14 protein-coding genes are annotated in these 21099 nt (G+C 54.9%); 7 read left to right on the forward strand and 7 right to left on the reverse strand.

The window, feature by feature from the left end:
* Window positions 1-24 precede the first annotated feature (24 nt).
* Genes NSQ73_RS31675 through NSQ73_RS31685 form a run of 3 tightly spaced genes read left to right on the forward strand, consistent with a single transcriptional unit; the run spans window position 25 to window position 4576 of the window.
* A complete protein-coding gene (locus tag NSQ73_RS31675) occupies window positions 25-1746 on the forward strand; it encodes a glycoside hydrolase family 3 protein (protein ID WP_340990130.1) in 1722 nt (573 codons plus the stop codon).
* Window positions 1743-2837: a glycoside hydrolase family 88 protein gene (locus tag NSQ73_RS31680; RefSeq protein WP_340990132.1), complete on the forward strand. Its 1095-nt coding sequence runs from the start codon at window positions 1743-1745 to the stop codon at window positions 2835-2837. Before NSQ73_RS31675 ends, NSQ73_RS31680 begins: the two co-directional genes overlap by 4 nt.
* 2 nt (window positions 2838-2839) lie before the next feature.
* Window positions 2840-4576 carry a hypothetical protein gene (locus tag NSQ73_RS31685; RefSeq protein WP_340990133.1) on the forward strand — a complete coding sequence of 579 codons (1737 nt, stop codon included), beginning with the start codon at window positions 2840-2842 and terminating at the stop codon, window positions 4574-4576.
* A 140-nt stretch (window positions 4577-4716) separates the two neighbouring features.
* Here the strand turns inward: NSQ73_RS31685 and hflX are convergent, their stop codons facing one another.
* A complete protein-coding gene (hflX, locus tag NSQ73_RS31690) occupies window positions 4717-5994 on the reverse strand; it encodes a GTPase HflX (protein WP_171720403.1) in 1278 nt (425 codons plus the stop codon).
* 659 nt (window positions 5995-6653) lie between these two features.
* Here hflX and NSQ73_RS31695 point away from each other — a divergent pair.
* Window positions 6654-7448, forward strand: a complete 795-nt coding sequence (locus NSQ73_RS31695) for a hypothetical protein (protein ID WP_340990134.1) — start codon at window positions 6654-6656, stop codon at window positions 7446-7448.
* Between the two features lie 6 nt (window positions 7449-7454).
* Here NSQ73_RS31695 and NSQ73_RS31700 read toward each other — a convergent pair whose 3' ends face one another.
* Window positions 7455-10493, reverse strand: coding sequence for a DEAD/DEAH box helicase (locus NSQ73_RS31700; protein ID WP_340990135.1), 3039 nt, complete (start codon window positions 10491-10493; stop codon window positions 7455-7457).
* A complete protein-coding gene (locus NSQ73_RS31705; protein ID WP_340990137.1) occupies window positions 10490-12127 on the reverse strand; it encodes an SWIM zinc finger family protein in 1638 nt (545 codons plus the stop codon). Before NSQ73_RS31705 ends, NSQ73_RS31700 begins: the two co-directional genes overlap by 4 nt.
* A 231-nt stretch (window positions 12128-12358) precedes the next feature.
* On the opposite strand from NSQ73_RS31705, the gene NSQ73_RS31710 reads away from it, so the two are divergent.
* The 3 genes from NSQ73_RS31710 to kdgT all read left to right on the forward strand — a co-directional run bounded on the left by NSQ73_RS31710 (window position 12359) and on the right by kdgT (window position 17051).
* Window positions 12359-14677, forward strand: coding sequence for a helix-turn-helix domain-containing protein (locus NSQ73_RS31710; RefSeq protein ID WP_340990139.1), 2319 nt, complete (start codon window positions 12359-12361; stop codon window positions 14675-14677).
* 171 nt (window positions 14678-14848) lie between these two features.
* Complete coding sequence (locus NSQ73_RS31715) at window positions 14849-15862, forward strand: tripartite tricarboxylate transporter substrate binding protein (RefSeq protein WP_340990141.1); 1014 nt, start codon at window positions 14849-14851, stop codon at window positions 15860-15862.
* Window positions 15863-16046: 184 nt separating this feature from the next.
* The gene (gene kdgT, locus NSQ73_RS31720; RefSeq protein WP_039299959.1) at window positions 16047-17051 is read left to right on the forward strand and encodes a 2-keto-3-deoxygluconate transporter; all 1005 of its coding nucleotides are present in this window, start codon (window positions 16047-16049) and stop codon (window positions 17049-17051) included.
* Between the two features lie 381 nt (window positions 17052-17432).
* On the opposite strand, the gene NSQ73_RS31725 is transcribed toward kdgT, so the two are convergent.
* The 4 genes from NSQ73_RS31725 to NSQ73_RS31740 form a co-directional block, all read right to left on the reverse strand.
* Window positions 17433-18419, reverse strand: coding sequence for a phosphotransferase enzyme family protein (locus tag NSQ73_RS31725; protein WP_340990143.1), 987 nt, complete (start codon window positions 18417-18419; stop codon window positions 17433-17435).
* Window positions 18420-18547: 128 nt separating this feature from the next.
* Window positions 18548-19426 (reverse strand): AraC family transcriptional regulator, encoded by an 879-nt coding sequence (locus NSQ73_RS31730; protein WP_340990144.1) that lies wholly within the window; start codon window positions 19424-19426, stop codon window positions 18548-18550.
* Window positions 19427-19518: 92 nt separating this feature from the next.
* Window positions 19519-19914: a VOC family protein gene (locus NSQ73_RS31735; RefSeq protein ID WP_076243486.1), complete on the reverse strand. Its 396-nt coding sequence runs from the start codon at window positions 19912-19914 to the stop codon at window positions 19519-19521.
* 155 nt (window positions 19915-20069) lie between these two features.
* Window positions 20070-20927 (reverse strand): GNAT family N-acetyltransferase, encoded by an 858-nt coding sequence (locus tag NSQ73_RS31740; protein ID WP_340990145.1) that lies wholly within the window; start codon window positions 20925-20927, stop codon window positions 20070-20072.
* Window positions 20928-21099 lie beyond the last annotated feature (172 nt).

Genomic DNA, 21099 nt, shown 5'->3' on the forward strand with positions numbered 1-21099 from the left:
AAATTACCGGGAGGAATCGGGACTATGCAGAGGCCGCTAAGCAAGGAAGAGCAGGACTGGGTAGAGGGCACGCTGGAGGCTATGAGCTTGCGGGAGCTCATCGGGCAGACGATGCAGGATCATGCAGGCAGACTGCCGTTCAGGGGGGACGACGAGGCCGCTCTTCGCGGGTATCTGGCACAATATCCGGTGGGCAGCTTCTTTATCGGCGGAGAGGTCATTCAGAAGGCTGCGGGCAGAGCGGAGGATTACCGGAACTGGGCCGTGATGCTGCAGAGAATCAGCAAGTTCCCGCTGCTGTTCTCCGGAGATCTGGAATTCGGGGCCGGCTCTGCAGTCAAAAGCCTCACAGCCTTCCCGCCCCTTCTCGCCCTTGCTGCAGCCGATGATGAAGCACTGGCTTATGAATACGGTAAATATACAGCGATGGAAGGCCGGGCAGCCGGATTCACCTGGGCGCTGGCACCGGGGGTTGATCTTCTGCTGAACTGGATGAATCCTGTCATTACTACCCGTTGTCTCGGGGATGATGCCGGGCGGGCGGCACGCCTGTCTACGGCCGTCATGCGCGGGATGCAGGATTATGGCATCGCGGCTTGCGCCAAGCATTTTCCCGGAGACGGGGTGGATTACAGGGATCAGCATATCATTACTACGATTAACAGCTTATCTGAAGAGGAATGGTTCTCCACATATGGACATGTGGCTCAGAGAATCATCGATCAGGGCGTTATGTCCTATATGACCGGCCATATTGCCCTTCCCTGGATCGAAGACGGGGATACTGCCGTGAAACCGGTGCCCGCAACCGTATCGGAGAGCATCACTACGGAGCTGCTGCGGGAACGAATGGGCTTCGATGGGGTGGTGCTGTCGGATGCGCTGGATATGGGCGGGTTCCTGGCCTGGGGAGATTATGAGAAGCGCATGATCGATTGTTTCAATTGCGGCACGGATGTGCTGCTCTGGCCGGGTGTGAGATACTTCGCGGTGATGGAGCAGGCGGTGGCGGACGGGCGGGTAAGCAGGGAACGGCTGAAGGCCAGCGTCCGGCGGATTCTGGAGATGAAAGCCCGGCTTGGAATGCAGTTTACCGGCGCTGCGGGAGAAGACGGGCTGGCATTACCGCTGCTGGAGGATAAGCTGCCGCCCGAGCTGGACCGGCAGGTTAGACAATTAAGCCGGGCGCTTGCCGGGCGCTGCATTACGCTGGTCCGCAACCGGACCGGCCAGCTGCCCCTGAATCCGCAGACGGTCCGCCGGGTGCTGGTGATCATGCTGAACAAGGTGACGGAGGGACGCAGATACGAGCGGATGAATCTTTTCGTTGAACAGCTTAAGGCAAGAGGGCTGCAGGTTGATATCCTCGATGAATTCGAACCGCTGACTACACTACGGCAATGGGAGTTGTCCGGGGTGGCCTGGGACGCTGCTTTTGCCCCTTTTTTCCTGCCGCTGCACGGCATGATGAATACGGCCCGTCCGGTAGGCGAAGCGGCCAAAGCCATCTGGGCCATGCAGCATGCGGAGACGATCAAGCCGGTAGGTATTTCATTTGCGTCGCCGTATCTGCTGCAGGATATTCCATTCCTCGATACGCTGGTGAATGCTTATTCGCTGCATGAGGATACGGTAGAGCTTACGGTCAAAGCGCTGTTTGGCGAAATTCCGTTTCAGGGCAAATCTCCGGTCAAAGCGGATTTCGAGGGGGATTATCACGGTTCAAGGAGGCTTCGGACGTTTTGAGTACAAAACAGGAGTTAGAAGAGAAGCTGGATCTTATCTTCGAATATATGATTTCCGTCCGGCATCAGGGCAATTGGGGGATGGATATTCATCACTGGGACTGGGTGCCCGGTGTCGGTGTAATCTCCTTGATGGAATACGGAACTGCCACCGGCGCAGACAAGGTAATTGATTATCTGCTGCTCTGGGTGAACCGGAATAAGCGTAAGGCAGAGGGGGTTCGGGTCATCAACTCCCTGGCTCCATATGCGCTGTTTCCTGGACTGTACCGGCTGACCGGGGACACCTGGTTTCTGAGCAGGTCTCAGGAAATTGCCGCTTGGATGCTGGAGACTGCGCCGCGAACCCGGGAAGGAGCGCTGGAGCATACCGTGACGGAGGCTGTAGACTTCCCGGAGCAGGTGTGGGCGGACACGGTGTATATGGCCGTGCTGTTCCTGGCACGGCTTGCCGGGCTGACCGGCGACCGCGGGCTTGCAGAGGCCGCCCTGCAGCAGACCCTGCTGCATCTGCGCCTGCTGCAGGACCCGGCGACGGGGCTGCTGTTCCACGGCTGGAACTGCCGGGACGGCAGCCATATGTCGGCTGCCCGCTGGGCCCGGGCCAACGCCTGGATTACGCTGGCCGTTCCCGGGATTGTGGCAGAGACCAGTCGCGTAGTTGCCGTCCCGGAAGAGCTCAGCAGCCGCTACCGTACGCTCGCTTCCGCCCAGCGGCAGGTTCAGGGAGATAATGGACTTTGGCATACTGTGCTCGACAGGCCGGATTATTACCAGGAGACGTCAGCCAGCGCCGGTATCGCCTGCGGTTTCCTTAAGGCGGTTAAGGGCGGCCTGCTGGATGACTCTTTTCTGGAGAGTGCCGGGAAGGCGCTTGAAGGAATCCTGCCGCTTATCCGTGAAGACGGTGAGGTGCAGGGAGTCTCGGGAGGCACCCCGGTAATGCCTTCAATAAAAGCTTACAACGCCATTGAGAGGTATCCGGCACTGTACGGTCAGGGACTGGTGATGCAGCTGTTGACAGAGGCGCTGAATCACCAGCACCCGCAGCAGCCGGTTCCGCTGAACTCTGAAGGTGAGGGAGGAAGATGACCGTGAAGGAAACCGCAGAGCCTGTAAATAAAGAGATGAACCATCTGCAGCTGCTGATTCAAAGAATGGCCGGACTGGAGTCCCGTTATGATCCGGGCATCTGCATGCTGCGTTCCCCGTTCAGCAGCCCGGGTTATCATACGACCCTTAAGCAGGCGGAGTTCATCCATTCCACCAGAGATTCACTCTCCTATGCACTCGGACTGCTTGATACGGAGCTGGCCCGTTATGAACAGCGGGCATTCGATATCATCCGGCAGGTGATCTCCCTGCAGGATACCGACCGGAGCCATGATACCTTCGGGATCTGGTCCTGGTTCTATGAGGAGCCGCTGCATCAAATGGCCCCTCCGGACTGGAACTGGGGCGATTTCTGCGGCAGCCGGCTGGTTCAGGCGATCGCGCGCCACGGCCACCGCTTACCGGACAGCCTGCGGGAAGACATGATCTATTCCATTGATTATGCCTGCGAGGCGATTATCAGGCGGAATGTGGGTCCGGACTATACCAATATTGCGATTATCGGAGCTTTTGTTACGAGAATTGCCGGGGAGCAATTAGGGCGTGAGGATTATGCGGCATACGGTCTGGAGCGGCTTCGGAAGCTGTATGCCCATACCATGGAGCATGGGGCTTTTCAGGAATACAACAGTCCGGTCTATACCTACATTGCCATTCTGGAGCTGTCGAAGCTTCAGTCCGAGACCACGGACAGCACGGTCAAAGCACTGACCGGAGAACTGCTTGAGCTGACCTGGAAGACCGTAGCGGGCTATTATCACCCGGCCACGGCCCAGTGGTCCGGGCCGCATTCCCGCAGTTACGGGGCGCTGCTGAATGAGCAGAGCAAGGCTTTTCTGCAAATGGCGACGGGAGGAGCGGTGAGGTTCTTCCCCTGGAAGGAGCTGCCCTACGAGGAAGAATGGTATAGGAGCGGCATCCAGTGCCCACCTGCTTATCTGGCTGACTTCATGATTCCTGAGACGAAGGAAGTAAGACAGCTCTTGGAAGGGGAGAGGGAGGGGGAAGGGCAAATGGACGGAGGCAAATGGGCGGTCACCTATATGACCCCGCAGTTTAGTATCGGTTCCTTCACACACAGTGATCTGTGGAATCAAAGACGGCCGCTGGTGGTCTATGCGGATAATCATGGCCAGCCGGCCTATATCCGGCTCCGCTGCCTGCATGACGGCTATGACTACTGCTCAGCACGCTTCAAATCGCTGCAGGAAGCAGGACATTTGCTGTTCGGTGTAGATTTCATTACGGACGGCGGCGATACTCATCCGAATCTCGACCGGACCGGCGGCATCATTGAGGCCGCAGATCTGCGGCTGCGGCTGGAGATTGGCGGGTGCCTGGATGGGATTATTGCCGGGCCTACGGAAGAAGGGGCGAGCATCATCATTGGGGGGACTTCGTTTAACCTGACGACCTGGTTCGCGGCGTTCAGCGGGCATGCAGGTGCGGTGCGCAGCTGGGCGTGGGAAATTCATAATGCGGAAGACTGCATAAATATCGATATGATTCTCTATACAGGCCCGAGAAGGAGCATTGATTTCACTTCTTTACAGCAGGCGGCGCTGGTATTCTCACTGGAGGTACAGCCGGAGGAGGAAGATGAGGTATATGCTGAACCGGTCCTGGAGATGACGGATGACGGCGGCGGACTGCGGGTGAACAGCAGCGGAAGGGATGGAGGGTTCTTGCTTCAATTAAATCCCGGCCCAGCAAAATAAGTCAGACAGATCGGCTGTCCGCGGGTCTTTAAGGAGTTTACTGCCGGAAGCCTTCACTGCTTCCGTTGCTTCCATATACAACAACAGGAGCAGGTCCCGGTACTCTTACCGGGACCTGCTCCTGTTTCATAAAGAAGATTTTACTGCGAAAGCTCAACAAAATCACCCCGGAACCGCTCATAATCGGCGGCCCGGCACTCCAGCTTAAGACGTGTGCCCTGCTCTTCATAGCTGACGGACTGCACATCGGCATGCTCATTGAAGTAAGAAACAATGCTGCCCCGGTCGAACGGGACCAGAATCTCACACTGAATATAATCGGTAAAGATCCGGCTGCGGATCAGCGCCGTAAGCTCGGTAATTCCGCGGTTCTTCAGCGCAGAGAGCGTTACAGAATTCTCCTGGACCTGCGGATAAGGCTGGTCCGTCAGATCGGCTTTGTTGTAGGCATACAGGGTGGGAATGCCGTCAGCGCCCAGCGCCTTCAGGGTCTCATCCGTTACAGCCATATGCTGCTCATGCTGCGGATCGGAAATGTCGACCACATGGATCAGTAGATCCGCTTCCGTGACCTCTTCCAGTGTAGAGCGGAAGGCCTTGACCAGATGGTGGGGCAGCTGGCTGACGAACCCGACGGTATCTGTGAGCAGGAAGGTTTTGTGATCGGGCAGATCGATACTGCGCACCGATGTTTCGAGAGTGGCGAACAGCATATCCTTGGCGAAGACCCCTTTGCCCGAGCCGGGATGATAGGTCTCCACCAGCGTATTCATTAAGCTCGACTTGCCGGTATTGGTGTAGCCTACGAGACAAACGACAGGCACCTCGTTCTTGTGGCGCTGCTTACGCTGAATCTGGCGCCGTGAGACCTGTGCCTGCAGCTCTGTCTGGAGGACGGAGATACGCTCCTCGATTCTTCTGCGGTCCAGCTCCAGCTTCGTCTCCCCGGCCCCTCTGTTCTTCAGGCCGGTTCCGCCTCCGCCGCCTTGTCTGCCCAGAGATTCGCGCAAGCCCGTCAGGCGGGGAAGCATGTACTGGAGCTGTGCTACTTCCACCTGCAGCTGGGCTTCCTTGGTTTTGGCCCGCTGCGCGAAGATGTTCAGAATCAGAATCGTCCGGTCAATGACCTCATGGTCAAGCGTTGATTCCAGATTACGGATCTGGGACGGCGACAGCTCGTCATTAAAGATAACGATGGGCGCATCATGCTGCTCCATCAGCAGCGCCAGCTCCTGGATTTTGCCGGTTCCGATATAATGCGAGGGGTTCACCCGGCTGGACTTCTGGCTGAGCTCAGCCACGACCTCAATATCGCAGGCAGCTGCCAGATTGCGCAACTCCTCCATGGCGTAATCGAAGTTATTGTCATTCTGCAGCTGTACACCGACGATGACTGCTTTTTGTTGTACGGATTCCATATATAGATCAACCTCCATAGTTAAATTTGGACATAAAAAAGCACAGGCTGTCTGCCTGTGCTAAAAGGATTGTGAGGATCAACAGAATAGGGTCCTGTAGAGCCGTTACACCAATAACGGTTCTACAGCTATGGCACTCCCGTAGGTAATATGAAGCCAAGAACCGGCAGCGTCAGGGAGGAATAGTTCTCTATTCCAGCCATGCATGGGCTGCGGTTCAGTATATTCTCTATGGGGATGCAATTCCTAAAGGCATACGCAGGGCCGGGCGGAGCAACCTCGGTTCTCCGTTCAGATACAAGGGAAATTATAGACTTCACGCTATAAATTATCCTGTTATCCCGCGTATAAGTTAAAGCTAGGGGCTGCCTCTAAAAATGGATAGACCTATCCTGAGTCCTCTGCACAAGGCAGAGCTTTCGCGCTATGAAGCTGTAATTAGCCGCGTAAGTTACGAATCCGGATATAATCTATCACACTGAGCCCTCCGTTCTAAAAAAGTTAAGTTGATTTTAGCACAGCGGGTATGAAATGGCAACTGCGCCCAGTTACGGAAGCACCTGAGGGTTGTGGAATGCCCCCGCTGTCAATAAACCAGAAACTTCTAATCTGCTCGGCATATGATATATGAAATAGCTTTAATAGGAGGGTGATGAGCTGTGCCCGTATTGACAACCAACATGTTAACAAAGAACCCTACCTTGGGAGCAGGGCCTATCAGTCAAGCTGTCGTAAAGGTAGTGAACAATGGAACCTCCAGAGGAGTGGTCTACTTAACCGGGCTTAATAATGATGTAAGTCCGGCGACTCTGTTCGCCCAGGAACTGTTTGAGTTGAACTACAGGGAAGTCGTAACCAAAACGTATAATGTTACACAGAATTTTTTTCAATTCAATGTAGTGTATTCCCAGGAGCAGGTCCGTGTACGGGTATTCCTGATTGACAGCAGCGGGGTGTGGATTCCCGTTCCGATGCAGCCGATTGCTGTAAGCCGGATCACATCGGAATTCCGTGAGAATATAGCTGTTACTGATAGCGATTTCGCGGCCATCAGCTTCCGGAGAAGTGCCGCAGTGACTATTCCCGAAGCGGTGACTGCCGAGATCAAAGCGGATGGACTGGAGATTCTGGCCTCCACTCCCATCCGCTATAAAGTGATCACCGGCGGAAGTGTCAACGGAGCCTTTGTGAACTATCCTACCCCGACTACAGCTATTCCCGTCACTGAAACTGCGCTGCAAGTGAACTATACATGTACAGCAGTCACTGGCGGAAGGGTCATCACTCAAGGAATCGGCTCCGGCATAGCCGGTGCGTACCAGAATGTTGCCGTGAATCTGTTGAATCAGCAGCTGCTCTACGACATGCAGCAGGAGCCCATTACGCTGGTGGTCAGTTCGCTCGCGGGGGAGGACAATCTGGCTGCTACTTTTAGAATGTCGGAGCAGTGGTAAACTCCGTTACCCCACCCATTCCCTCCGCAGCGTGAACAAATCCTTCAGAGCGTCCGTAGACAGCTCGGTGATCCAGCCTTCGGAGCCGGAGATTACATCATCGCTGAGCTGCTGCTTGCTCTCCAGCATCTCGTCAATCTTCTCCTCCAGCGTGCCAAGCGAGATGAACTTATGCACCTGCACGTCCCGGGTCTGGCCCATGCGGTAGGCACGGTCAGTGGCCTGGTTCTCCACTGCCGGATTCCACCAGCGGTCGAAGTGGAAGACATGATTGGCGGCGGTCAGATTGAGGCCGACACCGCCTGCTTTGAGCGAGAGGATAAATACATTCGGCTGATCGGACGGCTGGTACCCGGAGGCGGTATCGGCTGCGGCTTCACCGGCAGGCAGTGCGGGGGTCTGGAACCGCTCAATCATGCGGTCACGGGTGCTCTTCGGGGTGCTGCCGTTCAGATACAGCACCGGTTCCTGCAGCTCCTGCTGGAGCACAGCCTGCAGCATCTTGCCCATGCCGACGTACTGGGTGAAGATCAGACAGCGCTCATTCTCTTCGCGCAGCTCGCGGACCATCGCCAGCAGCCGTTCCAGCTTCGCAGACCGTTCAATCAAGGCGCTGGTGTCCAGAACGCCTCCGGCCTCCGGCTCGGGCAGCGCCTCTTTGGTCAGCAGCATTGGATGGTCGCACAGCTGCTTAAGGCTGGTTAAGGCGGCCAGAATGGCACCCTTGCGTTCAATGCCCTCCAGCTTCTGCATCCGTTCGAGCAGACTGTTCACGTTCTGGTCGTAGAGCGCCGCTTGCTCTGCTGTCAGATTAATGTAGGTTTTCATTTCATTCTTATCCGGAAGATCGAGCTGAATGGCCGGGTCCTTCTTCTTGCGGCGCAGCATGAACGGCTTGACCAGCCGCTGTAAGTCTGCGGTTTTTTCGGCATTCCGCTCTTTCTCAATGGCGTTAGCGAACCGGTCCTGGAATCCTTTCGGAGTGCCGAGATAACCCGGTGTGATGAAATCATAGATCGACCACAGCTCGGACAGCCTGTTCTCAATCGGTGTCCCCGTCAGGGCAATCCGGTGCAGGGCCGGGAAGCTGCGCACTGCGGCTGATTGCTTCGTTCCGGCGTTCTTGATATTCTGCGCTTCATCGAGGCATACGGCCGCCCAGGTGAACTGCTTCAGCAGCTCCTGATCCAGCGCGGCGGTAGCATAGGAAGTGAGGACCACATCGGCCTGCGAAGCAGCGCCGTAGAAATATCCGGCATCCAGCCGTCTGCTTCCATAATGAAGCATCACGTTCAGGGAAGGGGCGAAACGCTGCAGCTCCTTCTGCCAGTTGCCGAGCACGGAGGTCGGGCAGATGATCAGCGAGGGCCAGCCGGCCGGCTCTGTCTGCCGCCGGGCTACCGGTGCGCCGGAAGCTTCCGCTTCCGCCTCCTGCTCCTTCAAGTGGAGCAGGTAGGAGATCAGCTGCACCGTCTTGCCGAGCCCCATGTCATCGGCCAGGCAAGCGCCAAGGCCGAAGCGGCGCAGGAATACCAGCCAGGCATAGCCTTCATGCTGGTAGCTGCGAAGCTCGGCATGGAGGCCGGCCGGAACCTCCGGCTTCGGCCACTGGCTGCGCTGTCCGAGCTGGCCGATGATTCCGACCAGATGCTCGTTCAGCTCGACCTCCAGCCGGACGCGGGCTGCTTCCTCCTCGGCGCGCTGCGCTTCGGCCTCCTCCACGTCTGCGTCTGCACCGCTATTCAGCAGGTGCAGCTGCAGTACATCCTGGAAGGACAAGCCCTGCGACTTGTCCATCCCGGCCATGGCCCGCTGAATCTGCGCCAGCAGCGCAGGGTCCAGCGGTATCCACTTGCCGCGGAACTGGACGAGGCGTTCCCCGCGCGCGACGAGGTCGGCGAACTCCGCCTCGGAGAGATCGGCGTCGCCGATGGAGATGCGCCAGTCGAAGTCGACGAGCGCATCGAGGCCGAACAGCGACTGCCCGCGGCCCTCGGCGGTGCCGGAGCTGATCTTCGCGCGCAGGCGCGGCTTCCTGCGGCTGGCGGCTTCCCACCACGCCGGCAGCAGCACCTGCCAGCCGGCCTCCAGCAGGAGCCGGCTGTCGGCCGTGAGGAACCGCCACGCGATAGCATCGCTAAGCGGTTCAGCCAGCACATCGGCGCCGCGCCCGATGTGCTCGGGAAGGCTGTCACGCAGCCGTGACAGCCACCCGGCCGCGCGCTCGTGGACATGCTCTGTCCACGATGCGGGCAGCGCGCCATGCGGCTCGCCGTCCCCGGTGAGCCGCAGCGGCACAAGCGCGGACTCGTCGCGCTTGTCCTGCAGAAGCAGCTGGAGCCGCCAGTGCGGCAGCTCTTCGTCCGGCTCAAGCAGCTGCAGCACCGGCCGGAACGGCGCGGTGTCTGCCTTCCAGCCGATGGACATCAGCCAGCTGTCTTCGTCCATCCCGGCCGCACTGCTGCGGCTCGCGCTGAACAGCAGCGGGAACTCACTGCGCAGGTCACCGGCTTCCGCATCGGTGCCGTAATAGCGCTGGAAGACCGCCGCTGAGAAGGCGGCCCGCAGACCTTCGGCGAACCCGCTGCGTCCCTCAAGACTATGCAGCGCCGCCGCATCGTCCCAGTTGCCTTCGGCGGCTTCCGCCAGCGCCTTCTCCTCCCAGGCCCAGCTGAGCTGGCCTTCCCGGAAGGCGGAGAAGCTGGGTGCATACTGCTTGTTATCCAGCATTTCTGCCAGCAGCGGGGCCAGCCGCTTCAAGAGCTGGGCATCGCCCTGCCAGCTCCAGCCGACATGCCGGAGCAGCCGCAGGCTGGCGAAGAACGGAATCACCTGCTCGGCAGGAAGCACCACGAGCTCGACCTCATCCGCCTTCGAAGTAGTAAGCTCCGTTCCATAGAAGGATTCTTCATGCCAGGCGAACAGCATCTGCTTCAACTGGACGCCGGGTACATAATCATCCCGGTCATCTACACCGTAGATCAGCGCGTCGCCATACTGGCTTAAGGCGAGCTGGACCGTAATATTGCGCATCATTGTGTTCATGGAATCAGTTTTCCTTTCCGCAGTTCCTCCTGAAGAGCGCGCAGCCGGCTGTGCCGGTCCGTGAAGGCTTCGAGGAATTCCTCCCAGCGTGCTTCGCGTTTCAGCTTCTTGTACAGCTTGGACAGACGTTTCAGCAGCTTCACCGCTGCTTTATAGCTGTGCCGGTTTTTGTCCAGCACGAATCGTTCCACAGCCTGATGATAGAACGGCAGGAGCAGCTCCGGTGCATTCTTCTCCACCGGCTGCAGGTCGCTGACCCGGAAGTCGGCAGGCTGCCGCCCGGCCGATAACTGCATATCCATCCATTCCTGCCATTTGCCGTAGGTCAGCAGCTGTTCTTCATAGATCTCGCGCGACAGCGGCAGCATACCGGCCAGCGTATCCCACATCCGGGGCTCGGCTTCGGGCAGATGACGGACCGCTTCATCCCAGTACCCGGCGTACTCCTGCAGATTGTACAGCCGGCTGCTCAGCAGCGGGCCGATCTCTGCCAGCCATGCCGTGAGGCGTGTCCACTGCCGGGCTTCGGCCAGCGGGGGCAGGAAGCTTATCAGCTCCTCCGGGTGCAGTCCGGGCCGCTCGGCTGCTGCGCGCAGCTGTTCCATAGCGGCAGCATCATCATGCAGAGAATAATACATCCGGCTCTCGGCCAGCAGACGGGCATGGCGGGAAGCATTGGTACTTAAGTCGCTTCCAGCCTGACGCAGGTGCTCCAGCTCTTCGGCATACAGCTCCGGTCCGCTTAGATTCGGCGTAATCCAATTGGACCACAGCAGGGTATAGCAGTAAGAGAAGTAGGGCTGATCCCGCGAACGATCGCGGACTTCCGTCAGCATCTCGCCCCGCAGATAGGCGATTGTATCGTATACTCTGGGCCATTCTTCAGGGGCCTCCGCCAGCGGCAGGCCTTTCTTCATCATGTCCGTGATATGCTTTTGCAGCTCGGAAATCGCAATCGAAGTATAGTAGCCGACAGAATAACCAAGTGAGGAGAGGTTCGCCGCCAGCGGCTGTCCTCCAGGCTTAACTAAGCTTTCCAGCACACAGAGATGGGTATGAAGCTTGAACAGCTGGCCGGCAGCGGGAGACAGCTTGGGGCGGACCCCGGAAATGGCGGCCAGCGCCCGGTCGGCATACTGCGGATTTCGCACGGTATGGGCCAGGGGCTCTATGAGGAGTGCCATATATTCACGCCACTGCTGCACAGTGGCCTCTGGAATAAGCGCCTCCAGCTTCTTCAGCTGTTCCCCGCGCCGTCCCGGAACTCCTTGAGCAGGGGCGGAAGGGATCTTGGGAATGTCCACAAGTGCCTTGGCATTGGCGATCGAATGTACAGGTTTGCCCTGAAGCTCCGCGTAGTACATCAGCACAGCGGCCATATGCTTGCACGGGCCGGATACCGGACAGTCGCAGCGGCTCTCCAGCAGATGCTCCAGCTCAACGGCAACCATATAATCTTCCCGGCCTTCAACGATGGACATGATTTTCCTGTCCGTCCTCATCTGGAAGGCATGCACGCGTTTTTGTTTATAATATTGAAACCCCCGTTTAAGGGTCAGATCATCAAAAATCCGGGCCACATCCGAGATAAGGTTGTCCCATCCGGCATCATCCATGGCATAATTTGGCTGCATCGCTATCGTTCTCCTGTAGCAGATTGGTGTTGAAACAGTACTGCCCCTGCAAACAGGACGGCAGCGCCGTTTCGGATTGAATCATTCCTTTCATTATATCATTTCTGTGTATTTTATCCGTAAATGCTTAAAATCTTAAAGGGTATGACATGCTCCATATTGAAGTATAGGTGAACATGCTACTCTAAGGTCTGGACCAAGAGAGAACGCCGGAAGGATGAAGCTAAGGCAATGCTGCGATTTAAATTGAAATATCTGCTGAACAACAAACAAAACCGGCTCATTCTGATGCTGACGGCAGGAGTATCACTTCTGATCACTTTGATCGGGCTATTCTCCTATAGAGAGTACCGCAACGCACTGGATACCGAGCTTAATACACCGAATGTCGAATTGCTGCAGATTAACGTAGATGTGACGAACCGGGCCTTCCGCGAATCCGATAACAAAGCGGTCGATTTATCCTTTCACCCGGCTGTACTGAAATATATAGAAGCCGCTACCGGGGACAATGCCGGCATTGCCGCAGAGCCGCAGGAATATCTCAAGACGCTGGCGACAGAGCCGGATGTGCATGCCATCAGCGTGATCAAGTTCAAGGATCATTCCGTCCTCTCGAGCGGCTACGGCTACGTATCCTCCTGGGAGAATGCGCCGGAGCATGCCTGGGAGTCCTGGATCGGGGAGATTAAGGAGAAGCCGCTTCTGATCAAAAGAAGGCTGTACACCGGCACCGACTCCCGTCTCCGAGAAACAGAGCTGCTGTCTTTGGCCCGGCCGGTTGTAGAGAACGGGGAAGTGACCGGCGCGGTGCTGATCGATCTCGATTACGATATGCTTTTCTCCAAAATGTATACCCATCTCTCGAACTATCAGCTGGTGTACAACCTGGAAGGGGAGCTGATCTATCCCAAGCTGAACCTTCCGTTCCCGCTGGCGGACATGCAGAATGTACTGGAGGATATTGATGTCAGCCCGTTTGCCCATGTCCGGATCGGCGGACAGGCCTATATGGCCAACCAGACCTTCTCGAATGTGACCGGCTGGCGGCTGATTTCGCTGGTGCCAATGGAGCAACTGCTGAAGAATGTGAAGATCGCGCGCAATATGATGCTGATGCTGTCCCTGATCTCCATCGCCGTAGGTCTATCCGCTATTTATTATTATAATTTTGCGGCCTTCCGGCCGCTCAAGCGGATTAATAAGCTGCTGCTTCCCGAACAGAAGGCGGCCGGGCAAGGCGGTCTGTATGATCTGGAGCCGGTTATAGGCAAGCTGGTCGGTGACTTCCAGAGCAAATCGCTGGTTGCGGACTGGAGCCTGCCGGAGCTGCGTTCCAAGTTCGTGCAGGACCTGATTACGCGAAGTATCGGCACCCAGGAGACGCAGACGAAATTTGAACATTATTTTGGCGGCTGGACGGAAGGTCCGTTCGAGACGCTCGCCTTGTCTATTGACCGTCATACCCAATGGGCGGCGGGGTTCATAGAAGAAGATCAGCTGCTGCTTAAGTACGCAATGATCAACATTGTGCACGAATACTTCGAAGCTTCGTGGCGGTCCGTCATCGCGGCACCGCAGAAGGACAGTCTGGTCATCCTGCTGCAGGCTAAAGGCGGCGAAGAGAAGCCGTTATATACAGATGCGCGTAAGCTGGCCGACCTTATTCTTGAAGTGCTGAATATATCAGTGTCCATTGGCATCGGCGAGCAGGCCGGGGCGATTGCCCAGGTGCCGCGTTCCTATTCAGAGGCGCAGCTGGCTCTATCCTACCGGTTATATGAAGGTTATGCCCATGTCCGTGTGTATTCACATGCGGAGAACAAATATGAAGAGAGCAGCGGGGCGGCTGATGATGCCTGGAAGCAGGAGATGCTGAGTGCCCTGAAGTCTTCCGACGCCCAGGCTGCGCAGGAGTGGATCCGCAGATGGTCGGCTGAGACCCGCAAGAAAGGAATTCAGCCGCAAAAAGTATTCCGCACCGTCGATGACCTGCTGGAGGAAATTCTGCATATAACGGCGGCCGGGGGATACCCGCTGCCTGCCGAGCTGGCTGACTACACCTGGCATCAGGTGTCAACGATGGAGCTTCACGGGATTGAGGACATGCTATGCAGCATTGCTGTTCATATGGCCGGTGCGTTCGGAGCACACCGGCAATCGAAGGAATTCCTGCTTGTACAGAATCTCATCAAGTATATGGAAGAGAATCTGCAGTTCAATATCGGACTTCAGGATATCGCCTCCCATGTGAATATGGGGGTGTCCTCGGTGAGTACGATCTTCAAGGAAGAGACCGGAACAACCGTGTATGACTATCTGACCAACCTCAGAATTGATAAAGCCTGTGAATTACTGCAGGACAGCACCCTGCGGATCGCCGATATTGCGCTGCAGGTCGGTTACCAGAACGAGAACAGCTTCATCCGTGTATTCCGTAAGATTAAATCAACGACTCCGGGCAAGTTCCGGGAGAACAGCAAATCTTCCAAAGAGTATGCAGATCGGCCAAAACCGCGCCATTCCGGCGTTTCTGAGGATTCAGAATAAGATTATACGATTGAAGGAACACCCCCGAATGCGATAAAGTTCTATTTGAGAAAACTTTCACAGCTTCCCGGAAGGGCGGCTGATGCTCAGAGAATTCGGGGGTGAAGCAGCGGGTGCAGGGCCAGCATAAGATTCAGCAGGCTGCCCGATTACTGTTAATAGAGAAGAGGGATGGTTTTGAAGCGGACAACCAAAATAGGAATCTGGGCAGCATCAGTACTCGCAGTTCTGCTAATCCTTAGAACCTTCATTCAACTGACGGGCGATGCGGAGCAGAAGAATGCCAGCACCGGTTTTCCCGGGCGGCCGATTACACTGATCGTGCCCTATGCGGCAGGCGGAGGAACAGATACCACGGCAAGAGCACTCGCCAAAGCGACAGAGAAGGTGCTGGGCCAGCCGATTATTGTGGTCAACCGGACGGGCGGCGGAGGCTCAGTAGGACTTATGGAAGGCGCGGGCGCCAAGGGCGATGGCTATACCGTCACTTTTTTGCCGGCCGAGCTGACGATTCTTCCCCATCTGGGACTATTGCCGATTACCTATGAGAAGTTCAAACCCATCGCACAGACGAATTTTGATCCTTCCGCCATTACCGTAAGACAGGACGCGCCATGGCAAGACGTAAATGAATTTCTCGACTTTGCGAAAGCGCATCCAGAGGAACTCAAAATGGGAAACGCAGGAACGGGGAGCATTTGGCATTTGGCCGCCGTAACCTTGGAACGGGAGACAGGTGTGAAGTTTGCACATATTCCTTTTGAAGGCGCAGGGCCAGCCGTTTCCGCTTTAATGGACGGATTCGTGGACGCGGTGCCGGTCAGTCCCGCCGAGGTGAAGAAGTATGTAGATGAAGGCAAGCTGCGGACACTGGCGGTTAACGCCGATAAACGCTCAGAGGCGCTGCCGGATGTGCCGACTCTGGAAGAGCAGACCGGAATACATGTGAACTTCACCAGTACATGGAGAGGACTTGCTGTGCCGAAGGATACGCCGGATGCCATTGCGGAAGTGTTGGCCGGGGCATTTATCAAAGGGACCGAGGACAGGGCTTTCCGCGAATATATGAAGTCGAACGGACTTGGACTGCTGGTGAAGGACGGCAAAGCCTTCTCGAAACAGCTTAAGGAAAGCGATGATTTATTCGCCAAAATGATCCCGGAGCTCGGACTAAGCCGCAGGTAACCTGTACGAAATGTGAAAGCGCCATCAGGCAAAGTGATCTCAGGAAACCCGCTTGCTGACTAGCAGGATTGCAGTGAACGGGGAATTTGCTGGGGCTGGTTTGCTGCGCCTTCATAAGGAAAAATAAGCATGATTATTCAATATTATATAAACTCAATATGAGTAAGAGAGGTATGGTAATCATATGAAAATCAAAAAGACATTAGATCGGATTCCCGGCGGAATGATGCTGGTTCCACTGTTCCTGGGAGCGATCATACACACTGCTTTTCCTGATGCAGGCGAATATTTCGGAGGCTTCACCAAAGGCCTGATGACAGGAACCGTGCCGATTCTGGCCGTATGGTTCTTCTGTATGGGCGCAGCGATTGATGTAAGAGCAACCGGAACGGTACTCCGCAAATCGGGTACGCTTGTATTAACCAAGATTGCTGTAGCGTGGGTTGTAGCTATGATCGCGATCCAGTTCCTGCCTGAGGGCGGTGTGCAAACCGGCTTCTTCGCCGGATTATCAGTCCTCGCCATCATCTCCGCCATGGATATGACCAACGGCGGCCTGTACGCTTCCATCATGCAGCAGTATGGTACCAAAGAAGAATCCGGAGCATTCGTGCTGATGTCACTTGAATCCGGCCCGCTCGTAACGATGCTTATTCTGGGCAGCACCGGTGTTGCCGTATTCGAACCGCATCTCTTCATCGGCGCTGTGCTTCCATTCCTGATCGGCTTCATCCTGGGTAACCTGGATCATGACCTGCGTGCTTATTTCGGCAAAGCCACCCAGACCCTTATCCCGTTCTTCGGTTTCGCACTGGGCAGCTCGATTGACCTTGGCGTTATCGTTGACACTGGCCTGCTCGGCATTCTGCTTGGTGTAGTGGTTATCATTATTACAGGTGTTCCGCTGATCCTGGCCGACAAATTCATCGGCCGCGGTAACGGCACCGCCGGACTTGCTGCCTCCAGTACTGCCGGAGCTGCTGTCGCCAACCCTATGCTGGTCGCGAATATGAAGCCGGAGTTCCTGCCCGCAGCCCAGACAGCCACGGCGCTGGTAGCCGCCTCGGTTATCGTAACGTCCATTTTGGTTCCAATCATAACCGCCTACTACTCCGACTATATGAAGAAAAAGAACCCGCCGGCAGCAGAGGGTCCTATAGATGCTAAGATTCAGGAAGCAGCGGTATAATAACATCGGATAACAACGATAATTAGATATATTGGAGTTTCTGCATGCGTAAGCCGCAGCAATCACATTGGCAAGACCCTCCGAAAACCGCCGCTATGGCTGTTTCCGGAGGGCCTTTTTAAAGTATAGACGGGAACGAGCGAACATTGAATCATCCGGAAATAGCAGTTGGATTTTCTCCACTTGCTGATTAACGAAGAGCGCCTATTAAAACAACAGTTGGAAAAAGAGCACTTAAATTTCTTCATATAAGCCAAAGCCGAGGAAATGCACGAAATTAAATGCCGTTTATCCATTTATTTGCCGCGGACCCGCTAAAACAACTAAATTAAGATACGTTTTTCCACTTAATCACAACTCAGTGAACAGGCTTCTGCCAAGCTATAATTTGATATCGCAGCCATCGAACGATTGGCCACTCTGAATAAGATGAACGGCATGGGTAATCGCAGCTTGCTGAGCTTCCGACAGTCGGCTCTCATCCCCGTCCCAGCTGCTCAGCCACCAGAAATAAGAGCATATATTCCGGTAGTCCATGAACATGGGGATCTGCTGAATCCAGTTATAGGTGAGAACATTATGTTTCGAGTATCCCGTCAGGAATTCCATTAAGAATTGTTCAGCAAACTCATGCTTGGAATGCCGGTCTTCCGCCGGGGAGCCCCACCATACGGCATGAGTTGCTGCAATGGCAATATCAAGCGCATACCAGCCATAGATGCTGTCATCGAAATCAAATACCGTAATCTCACCATTATCGATGTGGAAATTATATGGATGGAAATCATTGTGGATCAATCCATACGATGCAGCATCTTTGGGCAAATTGGAGATTGAATCCTCCAGGGCTTTCAACTTATCCAGCAGGATCAGGTAACGACCCTGGTTCAGATTGGGATTATTAATATGCCACTTTCCCCAGTCAGCTCTTCTTTCGGCAACGTCTGCAGCAGGATAGGACTTGGTAAGCAGATGCATTTGCCCCATGGCTTCTCCCCATTTTCTGAATATCGGGGGGCCCCACAGCTGCGGATTGCTTTTATCAAAAAAACGTCCGGGTGCCATATGAAAGGCTGTAGCAATAAAACGCTGTTCCTGATGTCTGCAAACAGCAGTGAGCTGCCCATCCGAGGTGTGAACAGGAAGGGAGGCGCGCACACCGTTCTGTGCCAGATAACAGACCCAGTCTACTTCAGCTTTTATTTGTGCATAATATGCATGGGGTTTCGCAGATAATCGTAAGATGTAAGGCTGATTGTGTAGGGTAAACCGGTATACCTCATTGCAAGAGTCGCTGATGAAGACCAAAGTCTTCACATCAAAACCAAAGGAGTCTGCAGCTTGGACCAGCAGTTCTTGACTGACCATACGTAACCTAACCTCATCTCGTGCTTTAGCGTCTCCCGGCCGGGTGCACCCTCAGGTTAACAGCATTTCCCGCTGAAATATAGACTTATAGTTTTCTGTCAAATATATATAATCAGGTCCAAAGCATTTTATTTCTTAGCCACAGGAATCCAAACCTCGCAGATCGATTCTTCATGGCTGTCATCGGTCCAGTAGTATCTCTCCATGCACGGTCCTTCCACTTGCTCAAAGCCTGCCGAAGGGAACCATTCGGAATAAATTCTCCGCCACACATTCAGAATCTCCAGTCCTATCTCCGCGTCATCCGGAAAAGTATCACGGCTATCGAATACGGCATAAGTCTGATCAGGTACAGTCAGGGTGTCATGCTCCTGTGGGACCTCTTGTCCTTCCGGCAGTTCGATTCCCATCAGATAACGTTTGGTTCCGTCCTCGCTGAAGTCGTAATAATAGCCGAACAGCAGCGAACCTGCGGGTCTTCCGGCTAATTCGTTAATCCGGTCATGCGTCCCGTCCTTCCAGATTTTCTCCGTGAATGCAGGTATTTCTGTGTAAGCATCCTTATGAACGATCACCTCTTTTCCAATGACGCGGCAACCCTTCTCTTCCACCATCCGGTAATTCATTTCGGTTTCTCCTTTGATCTGAATTTGAAAGGAGATTCGGGGGAACGACTTGAGCTTCACGTTCTTTTTTCTCGCCATTTGCGGGGTTACCCCATGCATTCTCTGGAACGCTTTGGCGAAGGATTCCGGTGTCTCATAACCATACTTAAGCGCGATATCGATCACCTTGCTGTCCGTTCCGGCCAGCTCTTCCGCTGCTAAGGTAAGCCGCCTGTTGCGTACATATTCAGTAACGGTGAAGCCCGTCAAGGCATGGAACATGCGCTGAAAATGGTATTTCGAAGTCATCGCTGCTCCGGCGATATCCTCAACTCCTATGGCGGAGCTCAAGTTCTGCTCCACATAATCAATCGCCTGCTGAAGCAATCGGATCGTTTCCAAATCCTCACCTCTCCTTTCAATTTCATTGTAGAGAAACCGGCAGAGCTGTTCCTGACCGGGAATGCTTTGATTTGTCCATCCGTAGCCTCAGCTTATACCAGCTCCTGAGCAACCTCCCAAATATGTCCTGCCGGGTCTGCGAAGCTGGCTGTGCGGATGCCCCAAGGCCGGTTCATGGGTCCGTTCAGCAGGCTTACGCCGCGTGCAGTTAATTCTGTGCATACCGCATCCACATCCTCCACGCGGATTGTGAACTGAAACCGTGATCCGGAGGCGGGGCCGGCAACGGCAGCGGGCTCAATCAGCCCGGGAGCTTCAGAGATGTGCAGCAGATTGATGCTCATATTGCCGAAATCGTAGACGGCCGAATTCTCGTCCGCGTACACCTCTTCAAGACCAAAAACCTCCTGATAGAATGCCATGGTGCCAGGCAGATCCTCAACGAACAACGTTACCACACTGATATTCCGTGATCCCAGGTTACTCATACTGTTTACCTCTCCGTTCTCTATTGGATTGTGGATTACAACTTGTGGTCATTCATTTAGCCAAGCGACCAGACCTCCAGAGGGTTTAGTCCGCAACTGGTCTCTAGAACTTCGTTGCAGAACGCTTTTGTAGACTCTTAATTGGTGCAGACCTTTTACACGCTTCCCAGCGGTTTTCTCATATACTCCGTAATATGCGTCTCCTGAAACCCGAGGCTGTCATAGAGCTGCCGGGCTTCATTCCCAACGACACAGCACAGAACGACGGTTGCATGGCCGCGCTGATAGATCTCATTGCATAGGTACTTCACAAACTCTCGTCCGATCCCGCGTCCCTGAAGGCCTGAACGTACGCTGACACTGCTGATTTCATTCCCGTGAAGGTGGCTGTAAGCGGCGATTTCCCCATTGAACTCATAGACAAACCGGTCTTCCGCGTCCGCTCTCCAGGCGTTTCGTCTGCCCTCATTAGGCTGGGCAACTACAGAATCCGGGAAGCAGCCGACACGGACGCGCATTTCATGAAATGCAGTGGCATAGAGCGAGTGGGCTGGAAGAAAGTCCTCATCTGTATACAGCCTTACGGGAACCTCTTCCTGAGAAAAGAACCCGCTGGTCCGCTGCATATAAACTAGTGAGTAATATGGAGCGAAACCGAGCTTACGGGCAAATCCGGGAGTTGCTGGAGCCCCGGAACGAAAAGAAGTGCTGACCGCGCGGGTTCCGCCTGCCTGCAACTGTGTCTCGGCAGCCTGCACCATCGCCGTGCCGATTCCTTGTCCGCGATACCGGGGAGCGACGAATACTTGTAAATGCGACTGATGTGTATGCGCTTCCATTTGAGCCAGTGCAACAAGCGTATCCTTAATAAAAGCGCAAATAAACGTTTCTGGTTCTTCATCAAGCAACCGGAGGAGGTCTGCGCCAGCCTCCGCATCCTGGCTTAATAATTCTCTGGCGGTAGAGTAGTCCTTGTTACTGAAGCGTTCGTAGCGGATATCTGACAGGTTCATTAGCCTCTGAGTCCTCCTATTAAATTGAGACGTAGCTTATACATTTCAATGGAATTTAATTCTATTTAACGCCAGTGATTATTGCATAGAATAAGGGGTATTTCAACCAAATTGTACATTGAGGGCTGCAGATTGGACATGCCGCTAACAAAAGCCAGGGCATTTCTCCGCT

Origin of the sequence: Paenibacillus sp. FSL R10-2736, assembly GCF_038000245.1 — a bacterium.
GTDB lineage: Bacteria > Bacillota > Bacilli > Paenibacillales > Paenibacillaceae > Paenibacillus_AQ > Paenibacillus_AQ phytohabitans.

Coding starts and splice junctions, on each gene's coding strand:
- NSQ73_RS31675 (WP_340990130.1), top strand. CDS start 25: ATGCAGAGGCCGCTAAGCAAGGAAGAGCAGGACTGGGTAGAGGGCACG.
- hflX (WP_171720403.1), bottom strand. CDS start 5,994: ATGGAATCCGTACAACAAAAAGCAGTCATCGTCGGTGTACAGCTGCAG.
- NSQ73_RS31700 (WP_340990135.1), bottom strand. CDS start 10,493: ATGAACACAATGATGCGCAATATTACGGTCCAGCTCGCCTTAAGCCAG.
- NSQ73_RS31705 (WP_340990137.1), bottom strand. CDS start 12,127: ATGCAGCCAAATTATGCCATGGATGATGCCGGATGGGACAACCTTATC.
- NSQ73_RS31710 (WP_340990139.1), top strand. CDS start 12,359: ATGCTGCGATTTAAATTGAAATATCTGCTGAACAACAAACAAAACCGG.
- NSQ73_RS31715 (WP_340990141.1), top strand. CDS start 14,849: ATGGTTTTGAAGCGGACAACCAAAATAGGAATCTGGGCAGCATCAGTA.
- kdgT (WP_039299959.1), top strand. CDS start 16,047: ATGAAAATCAAAAAGACATTAGATCGGATTCCCGGCGGAATGATGCTG.
- NSQ73_RS31725 (WP_340990143.1), bottom strand. CDS start 18,419: ATGGTCAGTCAAGAACTGCTGGTCCAAGCTGCAGACTCCTTTGGTTTT.
- NSQ73_RS31735 (WP_076243486.1), bottom strand. CDS start 19,914: ATGAGTAACCTGGGATCACGGAATATCAGTGTGGTAACGTTGTTCGTT.
- NSQ73_RS31740 (WP_340990145.1), bottom strand. CDS start 20,927: ATGAACCTGTCAGATATCCGCTACGAACGCTTCAGTAACAAGGACTAC.